Origin of the sequence: Labilibaculum manganireducens, from assembly GCF_963665805.2 — a bacterium.
In the GTDB taxonomy this organism is placed as follows: Bacteria; Bacteroidota; Bacteroidia; order Bacteroidales; family Marinifilaceae; genus Labilibaculum; species Labilibaculum manganireducens.
Genome location: NZ_CAXXEE010000003.1, coordinates 2,106,020 through 2,120,417, shown reverse-complemented (window position 1 = coordinate 2,120,417; position 14,398 = coordinate 2,106,020). Strand labels below are relative to the sequence as shown.

Sequence of the window (14,398 nt, the reverse complement as noted above, 5' to 3'; positions counted from 1 at the left end):
CTTATTTACTTAAATTTTCAGCAATCAAACCAGCTAATTTTTCACCGGAAAGAAGCATTCCTCCAAAGATAGGCCCCATTCTAAAACCACCGCTCACACCATTCGATGCCATGCCCGATACATACAATCCAGGGTATACTTCTTTGGTATTTTCTACAGTAGTTCGCTCAGCTTCATCTATCGACAAAGAGTATTCCCCCATCACTTTACCTGTTTTTGTGTTTAGCTTCACGTCATTTTTACGTTCCAAGGTGCGGACAATGTCGCAATCGTGACCCGTGCCATCAACCACTGCTTTTGCCATGATCACCAAAGGATCGACATGCATTTTTTCCCGGCGAACCGAAGCCCAGTTTAGAACAACACCACATACCCTGTTATTTTGAAAAACAACATCTTCAATAGAAGAACAATTGAAGATTTTTACTCCAGCCTGGGTAGCATGGTAAATTAAAGCGGAAGTTGCATGCACAGAATCAAGCGTGTAATAATCTCCTTGATAGTTTGTGTAGGAAATATTTAATTCGTCAAGAATGTGCAGTGCATCTTTCTGAACTATTATTTCATTAAACATCATGGCACCGCCCCACATGCCTCCGCCAGGAGCCAGTTTACTTTCATACAAGGCTACTTTAAAACCTTTCTTTGCGAGATAATAAGATGCTGCTAAGCCTGAAGGTCCGCCTCCGACAATTGCCACATCAACCGATAAGTTTTCTTTGAGTTTTTTAAAATAGGAATCAACGATTCCGGCAGATACAATTTGCTCCATTTTATTGCTTATTAAGTGAATAATAGTAATAAACAGGGGCGGTCCTACTCCAAAAAAGCAGACTTTTCTTTACTTTCCTACGCAGGCATTATCCTGATCAGGTAAAGGGTATGATCTCAGCCTTAAAGTTAGGCACCCCTAGTTTATATAGATGCAAATGTAAAATAAAAAACCGGAACAGGCTCTTCACATTGGCATATTTTACGGATTAATTCCCGGGATAAATTATCTTTGCCTGCAAATAATAAGCTTGCAAACCATGTTAGATTTTAAGATAGAGGAAGATAAATGTATTGAGTGCGGTCTTTGTGCACAGGATTGTCCGGTTGGAATTATAGAATTGAATCCAAAGCCTGTAATCCGAAAAGAAAAGGAGATGAATTGTTTGAAATGTCAGCACTGTTTAGCCATTTGTCCGACTGGAGCACTTTCAATATTAGGAAAAAAACCGGAAGACAGTGTTTCGGCAAAAGGTGAAATGCCAAAGCCTGAAGCAATCAGCAGATTGATAAAAACCAGACGCTCGATTAGAAAATACAAAAAGGAAGCTATCGATAAGGAATTAATTCAGGAACTGATTGAAACGGCCGCGCATGCGCCAACAGGACATAACGACAATGCTGTTTTACTGTCGTTAATTGACAACAAAGAGGATCTGGACTTATTCCGGTTAAAAGTCTACAATTCACTGAAAAATGCCAGAGAATCAGGAACACTGGAAAAGCGGTTTCAATTCCTGTTGTCCTATCAGAAATTATGGGAAACCAAAGGTGTGGATGTGATTTTTAGAGATGCTCCGCACTTGATTATTGCTTCAGCCCCATCTGCTGATGCTTCACCAATGGCAGATTGTTTAATTACATTGAGTTATTTTGAATTAATAGCCAACTCACACGGAATAGGTACTCTTTGGAACGGAATGGTAAAATGGGCCATTGATGATATAGATCCTGAATTACGTACTCTGATTGGCATACCAAAAGATCACACCATTGGCTATGTAATGCTGTTTGGTAAATCTGCCGTAAAATATGCCCGGGGAATTCAATCGGAAGGCTTAAAAGTGAACCGGATAAAGCTTGAAAAATAAGATGCCTGTATTCCTCAGGGATTTTCACAATAGATTAATTCTATTAACATTTTATTAAAACAATTGTATTCAGTTCCTGCATATTTTTGCACTTTCAATTGGTGTGAACCAATCAATTTTCCACGAATCTGAAATCATAAAAACAATAAAACTCAAAAAATGAAGGTAGTCGCATTTAACGGAAGTCCGAAAAAAGAAGGAAACACTTACCATGCCCTTAAATTAGTAACAGAGCAGTTGGAACTGCAAGGTATTGAAACAGAGATCGTGTCTGTTGGAAATAAAGGAGTAAAAGGTTGTACCGCCTGCGGTCAGTGTGCTAAAAACAAGGATGAAAAGTGTGTAATTAAAGGAGATGATGTAAACATTTGGATTCAAAAGATGAAAGAAGCCGATGGAATTCTGCTTGGCTCACCTGTTCATTATGCATCTTTGGGAGCAAATATGAAATCGTTTTTAGACCGTGCATTCTATGTGAGTGGTGCAAACGGCAACTTGTTTCGCCACAAAGTTGGCGCTTCGGTTGTTGCAGTTCGGCGTTCGGGAGGCTTGCCAACCTTTAACGAGCTGAACAATTATCTCAACTATTCAGAAATGATGGTACCGACCTCGAATTATTGGAATGTGATTCATGGAACTACTCCAGGGCAAGTTTTACAGGATGAAGAAGGCATGCAGATTATGAGAGTTTTGGGTAAGAACATGACTTATCTATTGCAATTAATTGAGCAAGGAAAAGACAAGGTAGAAGCTCCTGTGCAGGAGAAAAAAATATATACCAACTTTATTCGATAGTAAAGTATCATCGACAAAAAAAGAGGGTGTCCAAAAAGTAATATTTTGTATCGGATTGTCATGTTGAGCAAAGTCGAAATATCTGTTTTTCAGAGTGAAAGATTCTTCGGCAAGCTCAGAATGACAATGGAACTATACTTTTTGGACACCCTCTTTTTTTTTAATCTATAATTTCAAATACTTATTCTTTTTTCTCATGCTCCAGCATCCATGTAAAAATATCTGAACTAAATGCATCGTAGTCTGCATTTTCTTTCCCCATTCCTGTTCCTTCGTAGGTGTAGGTCCATGAGTCATGTGCAACATCAGGGTACAATGTAATTTTAGCTTTTCTGTTGGATTGATACTGTTTATTGCCTCAATCATGTTTTTTGATTTGGAAGGTGCAACCGTCGCATCACTTTCTCCGTGAAATGCCCAAACCGGAATGTTTTTAAATTTTGCTACCTGTTCTGTATTTCCACCACCACAAATGGGCACAAGAGCAGTAATATGAGACTCATCACCATAAGTTCCCACATAACTAAAGCATCCAAAACCGCCCATGCTTATACCTGTCATGTATATTCTGCGTTCATTCACTTTGTATTTTTCTATGATGAATTCAACAAAACGCTTTATTTTGTCAGCTTGCCAGCCATCGTCATGACATTGAGGAGAAACCACTAACATAGGATATTTTGGTGACCAACTTCCATTTTCAATCATTTTTGGAGGTCCGTTCACAAGAATCCGCTCTAAATATTCAGGATGTTTGGCGCTGTTGCCTTTTTCACCGGAACCATGCAGGAAAATCAATAAAGGATACATTGAATCCTTATCATCATCGTATCCTGCGGGTTGATAAACGTAGTAACCATAGGGAGCATTAGCTTCTGCCAATATGTGACTGGAATGAGTTCCGCCGGTATCTAAAGGCAAATTTGAAAGATTGTAGTAATCCGCTTTGGATAAACTATCATCACTGGAACAAGAAGCGGAACAAAACGAAATAAGAATACAAAAGGATACAAGAACACAGTTCTTCATGACACGAAATTATTTTATAATTATCAATAAATTTTAATTATGCAATAATACGAGATGAAATCACATTTAGACGAAAAGAATACTATAATAATGACTCTGTGTTAAATAATTCACACTTTTTAGCAGACCCCTGTATTTTAGGTTTACTGATTTAACCATTTCTTGAACTCTGTGCACCGGTCCTGACTAACAATGGCATCAATACATTCCGCGTGATTGGGTTTGAGATTTAATTTTATTCTGTTTTTTGAATAGTAGTGCATATCTTCAATGGCCTGATAGCTGACCATAAATTTGCGGTTAATCCGGAAAAAACGTTTCGGATTCAATTTGCTCTCCAAAGATGTCAGAGTTCCATCAAAAAGATAACGGTTCCCGTCAAATCCAAATAGATAAAGCGCCTTGCCGTCTGCCATAAAGTAAGCCACTTTTTCAACTTCCAATGAACTGAGTCTGTCTCCCCGGCTCACCATGAACCGTTCCTGATACTGATCCCCGGTCATTAAGCTGTTTAAAGATGTCTGAAGAGCACTAAAATCAAGAGATTCTTTCTCATGAAACATTGTCTCGAACTTTGTGATGGCTGCTTCCACATCTTCAAAATCCATTGGCTTTAGTAAATAATCAACACTGCATTGTTTAAAGGCCTGAATTGCATATTGATCGTAGGCTGTAGTGAAAATAACAGGTGTTGTAAGATCCAGTCTGTTGAATATCTCAAAACTGTTTCCATCCCCCAAGTGAACATCCATAAAAATTAAATCAAGCTTATGCCCGGACAGATATTGCACGGCCTGCTCCACATTTTCCAAATGTGCTTTAATCTCAATTTTATCCGGACGTATGGTCAGCAGCATTTTTTCCAGTTCGCGCGCTGCCAAATGTTCATCCTCAACAATAGCTATTCTAATCATTTCTGTCCTTTTTTTACCCCTGCCAAATTACAAAAGAAAAGGGGCAATCCGTAATGGAAAGCCCCTAATTTCAATTTATTGATATGCTAATTAACCTAATTACTCAAATTTGGATTGTTGTTTATGGCTTCATCCGGATAACGGAGCGTATAACGGGGATCGTCCTGATTCAGAGTCGCTGATTCTGTTTTGTAGGCATGATCAATTGGCTCTTGAGTTGTTCTTCGCAAGTCGAACCAACGGTGTCCTTCAAAAGCAAACTCTCTATATCTCTCATTTGCAATTTCTGCAATTAATTCTGCTTTGTTTAATCCTGCAGTACGAGTTACTTCTGCATTGTAAAAATCGGCAAGTAAACGTTTTGCTTTCAGCTGATTTAAATAGTTGCGGGCTTGATCCAGATCACCTAATTTTGCTGCGCATTCTGCTATCGTCAAATACATTTCAGAGGTTCTGAAACTGCATTTTGAAGCAGTATCAGTTCCTTTATCAATGCTGAATACTCCATTTCCTTCATCATTAAAATACAAAGCAAAACGCAGGTCATTAACCTGATCAAACATTCCCAGCAATTTATCAGAAACAAAAGATGAACCTCCAACTTCAGAAGAGAATACTTCCTCTAAAGCCAAAATGCTCTCAACAGAATTGTATTTGTGCGCAGAAAGAGAATTATCGGCAACTAAATCCTGCAAATCAGCTTTAAGCTTTAAAATCTCCAGAGCAACTGTTCTTGCATTCTCTGTATCATCCATATACAAATACACCCTTGATTGAAATGCCAAAGCGGCCAACTTACTGAAACGATAATTCAATCCTGTTTCGTAAGTTTCAATGTTCAACTTCGCTATTCCATCTGTAATATCTGATACTATTTGTGTATAAACCTCACCCACACTACTGGCAAAATATTCAGCTTCCGTATCAATTTTTAATGAAAGAGGCACGCCTTTATCGGTATTAGCAGTGGCTGAATTGTAAGGCAAACCATAAAGATTTACCAGGTTAAAATGCATTAAAGCTCTCAATAAGTAAGCTTCTCCAACAATTTGATCAATTTCTTCAGAACTTCCTTCTGTTGCATCAGCACCGGCATCTATAATGTGATTGGCATACATGATCACTTTGTAATATTGCTGCCATGAAAAACCCAATGTGTTTGATGATTGATTGACATCATTCCACAAATAGATATCCTGCACTTGTGTTAAATCCCAGGCATTATTATCCAATTTTAATTCATCAGTTCTGAAAGCAATTCTTTCTTTATCATCAGGAACACCATCGTATGCGCTTGTCAGTAAGGCACGGAAATCATCTGTTGTTGTTGGAATCAACCGGTCCTTTGGCTTCACATCCAAATAATTGTCGCAGGAAGAAAAGCTTACTACTGCCAACAACAGCGAAATGTATATATTTATTTTTTTCATTGTGTAAGTCATTAGAAAGTTAAATTAACACCTAAAGTATATGATTTTTGCTGTGGCTGAGCGTAAATATTACCATATGATTCCGGATCAAAATAGCCATCGTACCCATTGGAAATAACAAATGGATTTCGGGCTTCTAAACTGAATCGTACGTTTGATAATCTGATGCGCTTTAACATTGCATTTGGCAAAGTGTAACCCAAACGAATACTGCTGATTCTCATGTAATTTACCTTTTTCAACCAAGTATCCAAATGACGGTATGTTCCTGCATTATCAATGTTATCGTACCACTGTTTTTCCATCCAATAGGCACCATCAGCCGAAGTGGAACCTAATAAATTTGGCAGGTTTTTATTGGTCCCATTAATTACATCCAATAATTTACGTGATGTATTTCTTCCTCTGTCATACTCAGTCATGCTGTAATCCGGCTGCGCCAGAATATTCATCCCCAGATTAAAATTCGCAGAGACAGCCAAATCAATATTTTTATACTTGAATGTATTGATAATACCACCGGAATATTTAGGATCTGAATCACCCGCATATGTGAAAAGCTCGCGCACTTGCTCAGTTGTTAAATTTGAACCTGCATAATTGCCTGGCCAAAAATCAGCATATTGATCGTACAGATCGAAAAACTCTTTTCCTGTTACAGCAGTTCCATCCTTATCGAACAAAGGATATCCGTTCTCATCCAAGCCCTTTGTTTTAATTACCCAAACCGAATTAGCTGAGTATCCTTCGCGGGAAGGCAAGAACTGATTTGCCGGAATTTTTTCTTTTAGTACTTTGTTCTCGTTGTGCGCAATATTAAAACTGGTATTCCATTCGAAATTTTCAGTCCTGACATTACGGGTAGAAATGCTCAATTCCCAACCCTTGTTGGTCATTTCAGCCCAGTTTACAGACATCGAACTAAAACCGGTTTCATGCGGAAGATTCTGAGTCCCTATCAAATCTGTTCCTTTTCTTTCGTAATAGTCAAAACTCATACGAACAGCATGGCGAAATAAAGACAGATCAGTACCAATATTGTAGGTAGATGTTTTTTCCCAACGTAATTTATCGTTTGGCAAACCACTTACATCAATACCATCTTCGTTAGTTCCCGGAAGATTGGAAACTGTGGTAGGTATACCAATAATATAAGGTGAACTATTTTTATCGATGTTTCCCTGCAGTCCGTATGATGCACGGAATTTCAATTGACTCAACCAATCAATATCTGTTAAAAAACTCTCCTCGCTGGCATTCCAAGCTCCACTTAAAGCATATAAAGGTAAATATCTGTATTTTGGATCAACACCAAACAAATCTGAACCATCGAAACGAATACTCCCAAAAAAAGTGTAACGTCTGTCGTAAGTATACGAAGCTGTTGCAAAAAATGAAGCATAGCGGTTCTTTCTATATACTTTACTATATAATGGGAACGATTTTGCATCAGCTTCATCTCTAAAAATAACTGGCTTGGAAGTCATTCTTTCGGCATTCCATCCGTAAGCTGCAGAATAAACCTGAGTAAATTCATTTTGGCGTAATTCATTACCAACCATCAATTCAACCTCATGTTGATCATTAAAAAGTTGATTGTACTCTATAATATTTTTCCAATTATAAGAACTGTTATCCGCTTCCCAATTTTGAAGAACTCCACCTTCAGGAATAAAATATAATGGTTCTCCTCCTTCAAAATAGCGGCTTTTGTGACGCTCTTTTCTGGCAAAGAAAGTCTCCTCTTCCGCTTCTTTTTTAGTATTTGTTTTGTCTATTTGAATTCCGTATTGAGTACGAAATTTAAGATGAGAATTTAAATCCCATTCTAAATCTAAAATAGCGTTAACACTTTGTCCTTTTAACTTGTTCTGTGTTCCTGCTCTCTCCTCTAAAATATTGAAAGGAATGTAAGCAATGTTATACAAGCCATCCTCATCAACATTATACACGTAATTATTATCTTCATCGCGTAATTTTAAATAAGGATTGGCTAAACGTACGTAGTTTGCAGGATTTGTTAATTTACTTGATCCGGTAAGGTAAGATTTACTATTGCGTTCGTTCGCAAATAAACTAACACCTAATCTTAAATTATCACGTAAGTTAAAATCGGTTTTTAAAGTTACATTGTAACGATTAAGCGATGTACCGATAGTTGTTCCTTTTTCGGTATGAGCACCGAGGGAAAAATAGTAAGTTGCCAAATCACTTCCACCGGAAATACTCAAACTATGATCTTGATTCACCGCATTCTGATACAATTCATCTTCCAGATTAGCATCTACACTTCTTAATGCATTTATAGCCGCTAATGATTCCGGTGCAATTGCTGAAACACCACCTGTTTGGTAATTGTCCCAATCATTATTTGCATTCAAAATTTGTGAAATGCTGCCATACTGACTGTTATAAGTTAAATCGGCACGACTGGCCAAAGCCATTTCCAAATCTACCTTCTCATTCGAATTCATTAAATTCAACTTGTCAAAATCAGGTCGTGAAATAAAAGAAGTATTACTCGTCAAATTCACTTTCATTTGTCCGGCTTTACCCTTTTTAGTTGTAATCACAATTACCCCATTTGCTGCACGGGCACCATAAATTGCAGTAGCCGCAGCATCTTTTAGTATTGTAATATCAGCAATATCCTGAGGATTTAAACCGCCAACAGAAGAATTGTACAACTGATCGATATTGTCCTTATCGTTGTAATCAGGCACTTCGTTTCCTTCCAAAGGGATTCCATCCAAAACCCACAACGGATCTTGTGTGCCGTTTAATGACGCTGTACCGCGGATGCGGATTTTTGCCGGAGCTCCAGGTGCCCCACCTTGAACAATACTGGTTACACCAGCGATTTGACCACTCAACATCTGATCCACGTTTGGAACACCAGCTTGTCTGATATTGTCAGCATTCACTTTAACAACTGCCGAAGTCAGCTTGCGTTTTTCGATTTTCTGATAGCCGGTAACAACAACCTCGCCCAGTTCACTTGTTGAATTGCTAAGTTTAATTGTGATAAATGATTTTCCTGTAATATCAACCATTTGAGTTTCGAAGCCCAAAAAGCTGCAGGCAATTGTATTCAATTCTTTTGGAACTTCCAATGTGAAGTTTCCATCAAAATCGGTAATTGTTCCCAATGTAATGTTCTCAATAATCCCTTTTATATTGGTTTCGGCACCAATAGTTGACTTATCAATGTAAACCGAAGCACCAATTAGAACATCTCCATCGCTTTCCGAGAGAACCGTTCCTTTAATCTGCTTCATTTCCTGTGCCCAGCCAAAAGCGGGAAGCAAGATCAAAAGCAGGCTTAGCAGTCTTTTCATAAATTTGTATTTTTAATGGTTATTAAAATAGTGGTTAATTCATTCAAAAAAACAGACAGAGAGATTTTTTTTAATCTCTCCATCTGTTGGGTTTATTCTCAATATGTATGTAATGCTTCTTCAATGCGAAGAATCAGATCCTGATAATGAAAGCGTGTTGCTTCATCGGCGATCTTCACCTTCTTCAATAATAATTCTTTAATTCGCAGCAACTCACCGCGTTTCACCGATACATCATCGGATACCCGGTTCATTGTGGCGTAAAATAAGTTTCGGTTGGCATATCGGCTTGACACATCATCCTGCTCATGATCATGAAAAAGCTCACGGCTTTTTACTCCATAGTCGCATAACAACGGCATGTGCTGATGCACCGGACAACATGCTGCCTCCTGATTTTGGAGAGACTTTTTACTTGTCTTCTCTAAAGTCTTGTTTTGAGAAATAATTAAAACATCAACAAAGTTTTTTTGTGACTGGCGTGTAAAAACATCCAACTTCTGATTTTTAATTGTTTTGCTAAATATTCCCTGATGCAGATCGCTCATCATCTCTGTTAAGGTATAAGCATTATCCCCATTTTCAGCTTCGTTTTGCTGCATGCGCAACAGTCGGTCTTTTTCCAGTAAAGAGTAAAAAATACGTGCATGCAAATCTCTAAACAAGGTTGTTGGAGCGTATTCAATATCACCAATTACCGATTCCTTTATTGGATATGATTTTTTATAAATCTCTGCATTGGCAATCCATTGAGGAATATTAATCACCTCATCAATCAAATATTTAACCGCGTCCTTCTGTTTTGCTTTTTCGACATGCACATAAGCTGATTTATTCTCGCCAAATACCGGTTGATCTAAATAGACACCCCCCACATTTGCCACAACATGATTCGCGTAAGTAAACCATTGCCCGATTACACCCATCATCATTTTACCTGCTTTCCCGTAACTTTCACCTTCCTCACAAGTCCATTTTTCTACTTCGGGAACAATTCGTTTCAAATTAGCCAGGCCGTAACGACTTGCTTTCATTGAATTGTCACCCAAGTCTTCGCTTTGCGCTGATGGATCGATGGTATTCTTTCCGTCTTGCTGAGGACCATAATGATACAATGGATCGTTCTCATGCTTTCTTATCATTTGACTCAAAACCTTCACTTCGTCCCAGGGAGTATCTTCCTGAATCCATCGATAAGCCCAGGCAATTGCATATTTATCGTACACACCAATCTGAGGCGTAATGTTTACCACTTCGTCGTTTGGCTGCGCTACGTAATTGAAACGGGCGTAATCCATAATGGATGGAGCCGTTCCGCCCATTTTATTTGTAAATGATCTGGAACGCAAAGAATCTACCGGGAAAGCCGCTGAAGCCCCCATATTGTGCATAAGTCCCAAAGTATGACCGATTTCGTGCGAGGAAACAAAACGAATGGCATGAGCCATGTGCTCATCGCTAAATTTATTGTCTCTTGCTTTTGGATCAATAACTCCGGTCTGAATACGTATCCATGAATGCAGGGCAGTCATTACATTGTGCCACCAAATAACGTCAGCCTCAATAATTTCACCCGACCGTGGATCCACAACCGAAGGCCCCATTGCATTTGCCTGACTGGATGCCGCATAAGTGATCATGGAGTAACGAACATCATCACCGTCAAAATCAGGATCGTCTGTTGGTGCATCTTTTGCAATAATGGCATTTTTAAATCCAGCTTTTTCGAAAGCAGACTGCCAATCGGTAATCCCGTCTTTTATTGCCTGCCGCCACTGCGGTGGTGTCGATGGATCGATATAGTAAACAATTGGCTTTTTCGGTTCCACCAATTCTCCTGCCAAATATTTTTCTACATCTTCGGATTTTGGCTCTAATCTCCAGCGATTCACAAACTCTCTGTTTTCAACGGCTTGCTGATCATCACTATAATAAAAATGTTTGGTTGTAAAGTATCCGATTCTTCGGTCTGCAAATCTTGGTTTCATGGCTTTCTCAGCTAACAAAACCATATTCGATGTAACTTCTACGGTTACAGTAATTCCTTCTGCTTTAGTGGTTAGCAATGATTTTACAACCAGATTTTTTTGAAAGCTTTTCACTTCGTTAATTTTCGAAAGATCTTTCACTGCAGCTCCCGGCATTCCAAGTATTCCAAACAAATCATTTAAACTTTTTTCCGATCCGTCGAATACCTTATTTACCTTAAATACATAGGTGGTTGAGTCTTTTCCAAAACAAGCCAAACCGAAGCATTCTCTGATGGAAGGCATGTAATTATCCTCTACCGACTGAGTAATTGCATCCCCTGCTTTCCCTTCGTAGTATGGATGGTAAGTTTTCACCCAAATTTTTTCCGTTAAAGTATCCACTTCAAAACGAATCAATAAATTTTGATAATTGATTCCTTTGTTAAAACCCAACTCATTAACCTCGGAAGGCACTTTAGAGATTTTATTGACCAAAAGAAAATCGCGGTTCAGCAACGAATCCGAAATTTCGAAATAGTAATCCTTTTTTACTCTGTGAATATCAATTACTCCTTTTTTGGTAATGGCATCCGAAGTAATTATTTCATCGTATTTTTTCAGTTTTGAATCTTTATCTTTTCCTTTCGTAGTGTCCGACTCGGTTTCTGTCTTTTTCTTTTTCCAGAAAGTAAAAATTCCATCTTCTGCAACAACAGAAGTGCGTTGCGATGCTTGCGACGGCAAACTCATTCCCCCCAGAATACATGCCATCAAAAACAGTCGGGTAATTTTGTGATTTGGTGTGATTGTGCTTAAGTTCATTTAGTATATTTTGTTTGTAGTTGTGAGCATTGCCCCTACACGAATACTCACGTCACTACAAAATTCAGTTTTGTTCGTTTTAGTACTGCTTAATGAATTTCATCCGGCAATAATTCGAAACAAAAATGAATTAATTCTGATCTACAAGAAAAAAGAAGGGAGTGAACCGGAAAGATTAAGGAGTGAATGACAAAAAAACCGGTATGAAACCTTCGCACAGAATGGAAAAGCAATCTTTTGGGATTAAAACAAAGGCAGTTTTACCCTGAAAAACCCATTTTCAATACCATAAACAGGTTGTTTATCGCCCAAAAAAGCATACAAAGCCTCGAGCGTTTTTAATCCGGTACCCGGACTGTGACTCATATCGGTGCGGGGTTGGTAAGGATTTTCAACAATTAAATAATATTCGTCTGAAACAGATATACGAATAGTGAGTGGTTTTTCGCTTGTTATTACATTGTGTTTGATGGCATTTTCCACCAGTGATTGTATGCTGACAGATGGCAGCTTTCGGCTTAATGCTTCGTCTTTAATATCATATTCTAAAAGAAGATTATCGCCAAAACGAATTTTCTGCAGGAAAAGATACTGCTTAATAAAATCGAGTTCCTGTTTTAAACTGATCAGATTGCTGTTGTTGCTATCCAACAAATAACGGTAAACCTTCGATAAGCTCAGAATAAACTTTCTGGCCAGTTTCGGCTCTCCCTCTACCAAGGCATAAAGAGAATTCAGAGAATTAAATAAGAAATGCGGATTGATCTGATTTTTAATATTCTTTAGCTGTGCTTTTACTTTTTCTTCTTCCTCTTCGAGAGCCCTGCGCCGCAATTCAAGAGTTTCGCTAATATCAAAGCAAAAACTGGAAACACCTACAACTTTTCCTTCTGCGTCGGATATGGCGTTAAATATCTGCTGATAATCGATGCCGTGCCTTTGAAATTCCACTAAAAAATGATCTCCTGCCAATGCCCTGTCCAAATGCTTTTTCATTTGAATGCGGAAATCACCATAATAAGTATCTAATGAATTACTTCCCAGCCGAATGCTATCGCCCTCATTTTTCTCCAGATTCAATTTATGAACACTATTAAAACTTGTGTACCTGTAATTTTTATCCACCGAAAAAATCATGATCTGATCGGTACTCTCCATGATCGAAGACAGTTTGCTTACCTCATTACGATGCTTCCTTTCGGCCCTTTGTCTTTTGCTAAATTCAAGAAACCACCTGCGCTGGGAAAAGTAAAGAAATACCATTAGTAAAAGAGCCAAAACCAAACCAATCAGAAAGGTTGAATTGCGTATTTCCTGAACAGATTCTTTCACATTAAAAAGAGGAACACTAACAGTTACCAGCCATTTTTTATCCAAATTACCAATTTTAACGGGCTGATATACCCTCATAACAGGCACTTGTAAATAATCAGACTGCACTTCTTCCTGATATTTATTTCCTGATGCCAGAACTTCATGAATCCGGGCTCCTTCTGCCAAAGTATCAATTCGCTTGCCAATCAAATTCTCATCAGGATGAGAAATACAAAATCCTTGTTCCGAAATAATAGTTACATAAGCTCTTCCCAGTGATTCGTTGTCATAAAAATGCTGCTGAAAGAGATACAAATCCAAATCTGTTCCTAAAACCCCGACAATCTTATCATTTTTAATCACCGGCTCCAATACCGTTGCAAGCAAACGATTATCGGAACTCCAATAAGGTGCCGAAATCATCTCTCTTCCCTGAATCAGCAGCTTTTCGATTAAATCCAGCTGCTTATCTAAAAGTGGACTCTTAACAATTTCATTCCCCTTCTTCCTAAAATACACGTTCAATTTTCCCGGAACGGAAGTATCATTTTCATCAATTGATGAATACCAGCAAGCATTTAATTCATTTCGGATTTTTAATTCAGACTGCAGCGTTTTTACAATTACCTTTTCGTCCTGTCCGTTAAAATCAATAGACTCCACCAATGCGTTGGCCATTAAACCAGTGCGAAGAACACTGCCATCCAACTCGTTTTTAACGATTAAAAAACTGTTTTGCGCTTTGGAGACAGCCAGATCAAGACTCATTTTCCCGGCAGTAACGGCCATCTTCTCACCTATTAAATAAGCGACACCTCCAAAACTCAGAATAATAATTATCCCGACCAGTATAATTGATTTGTTACGAAACTTCATTCTGTAGTATAAGTAAAGCACAAATGTAGCAGATCAAAAGAGTAGTAT

Annotated in this window: 9 protein-coding genes and 1 riboswitch; of the genes, 2 read left to right on the top strand and 7 right to left on the bottom strand. The window is 38.3% G+C overall.

What is annotated here, in order from left to right; all coding sequences use genetic code 11:
- Position 1: 1 nt before the first annotated feature.
- A complete protein-coding gene (locus ACHZAX_RS08095; RefSeq protein WP_320018718.1) occupies positions 2-772 on the bottom strand; it encodes a sulfide-dependent adenosine diphosphate thiazole synthase in 771 nt (256 codons plus the stop codon).
- A gap of 57 nt (positions 773-829) precedes the next feature.
- Positions 830-922: riboswitch (TPP riboswitch) on the bottom strand.
- A 109-nt stretch (positions 923-1,031) separates the two neighbouring features.
- Here ACHZAX_RS08095 and ACHZAX_RS08090 point away from each other — a divergent pair.
- Positions 1,032-1,862: a nitroreductase family protein gene (locus ACHZAX_RS08090; RefSeq protein WP_320018717.1), complete on the top strand. Its 831-nt coding sequence runs from the start codon at positions 1,032-1,034 to the stop codon at positions 1,860-1,862.
- A 159-nt stretch (positions 1,863-2,021) separates the two neighbouring features.
- Complete coding sequence (locus ACHZAX_RS08085) at positions 2,022-2,657, top strand: flavodoxin family protein (RefSeq protein WP_320018716.1); 636 nt, start codon at positions 2,022-2,024, stop codon at positions 2,655-2,657.
- 165 nt (positions 2,658-2,822) lie between these two features.
- Here the strand turns inward: ACHZAX_RS08085 and ACHZAX_RS08080 are convergent, their stop codons facing one another.
- The 6 genes from ACHZAX_RS08080 to ACHZAX_RS08055 all read right to left on the bottom strand — a co-directional run bounded on the left by ACHZAX_RS08080 (position 2,823) and on the right by ACHZAX_RS08055 (position 14,350).
- Entirely contained in the window at positions 2,823-3,686 is an 864-nt protein-coding gene (locus ACHZAX_RS08080; protein WP_320018715.1) for a carboxylesterase family protein, read from the bottom strand.
- 143 nt (positions 3,687-3,829) lie between these two features.
- Positions 3,830-4,600 carry a LytR/AlgR family response regulator transcription factor gene (locus ACHZAX_RS08075; protein WP_320018714.1) on the bottom strand — a complete coding sequence of 257 codons (771 nt, stop codon included), beginning with the start codon at positions 4,598-4,600 and terminating at the stop codon, positions 3,830-3,832.
- A gap of 95 nt (positions 4,601-4,695) precedes the next feature.
- Positions 4,696-6,030: a RagB/SusD family nutrient uptake outer membrane protein gene (locus ACHZAX_RS08070; protein ID WP_320018713.1), complete on the bottom strand. Its 1,335-nt coding sequence runs from the start codon at positions 6,028-6,030 to the stop codon at positions 4,696-4,698.
- 11 nt (positions 6,031-6,041) lie between these two features.
- A complete protein-coding gene (locus tag ACHZAX_RS08065; RefSeq protein ID WP_320018712.1) occupies positions 6,042-9,368 on the bottom strand; it encodes a SusC/RagA family TonB-linked outer membrane protein in 3,327 nt (1,108 codons plus the stop codon).
- Between the two features lie 98 nt (positions 9,369-9,466).
- Positions 9,467-12,160 (bottom strand): zinc-dependent metalloprotease, encoded by a 2,694-nt coding sequence (locus tag ACHZAX_RS08060; RefSeq protein ID WP_320018711.1) that lies wholly within the window; start codon positions 12,158-12,160, stop codon positions 9,467-9,469.
- Between the two features lie 243 nt (positions 12,161-12,403).
- The gene (locus ACHZAX_RS08055) at positions 12,404-14,350 is read right to left on the bottom strand and encodes a histidine kinase (protein ID WP_320018710.1); all 1,947 of its coding nucleotides are present in this window, start codon (positions 14,348-14,350) and stop codon (positions 12,404-12,406) included.
- Positions 14,351-14,398 lie beyond the last annotated feature (48 nt).

Excerpts from the sequence above, each read along its gene's own strand:
- ACHZAX_RS08095 (WP_320018718.1), bottom strand. The coding sequence starts at position 772 with ATGGAGCAAATTGTATCTGCCGGAATCGTTGATTCCTATTTTAAAAAA.
- ACHZAX_RS08090 (WP_320018717.1), top strand. The coding sequence starts at position 1,032 with ATGTTAGATTTTAAGATAGAGGAAGATAAATGTATTGAGTGCGGTCTT.
- ACHZAX_RS08085 (WP_320018716.1), top strand. The coding sequence starts at position 2,022 with ATGAAGGTAGTCGCATTTAACGGAAGTCCGAAAAAAGAAGGAAACACT.
- ACHZAX_RS08080 (WP_320018715.1), bottom strand. The coding sequence starts at position 3,686 with ATGAAGAACTGTGTTCTTGTATCCTTTTGTATTCTTATTTCGTTTTGT.
- ACHZAX_RS08075 (WP_320018714.1), bottom strand. The coding sequence starts at position 4,600 with ATGATTAGAATAGCTATTGTTGAGGATGAACATTTGGCAGCGCGCGAA.
- ACHZAX_RS08070 (WP_320018713.1), bottom strand. The coding sequence starts at position 6,030 with ATGAAAAAAATAAATATATACATTTCGCTGTTGTTGGCAGTAGTAAGC.
- ACHZAX_RS08065 (WP_320018712.1), bottom strand. The coding sequence starts at position 9,368 with ATGAAAAGACTGCTAAGCCTGCTTTTGATCTTGCTTCCCGCTTTTGGC.
- ACHZAX_RS08060 (WP_320018711.1), bottom strand. The coding sequence starts at position 12,160 with ATGAACTTAAGCACAATCACACCAAATCACAAAATTACCCGACTGTTT.
- ACHZAX_RS08055 (WP_320018710.1), bottom strand. The coding sequence starts at position 14,350 with ATGAAGTTTCGTAACAAATCAATTATACTGGTCGGGATAATTATTATT.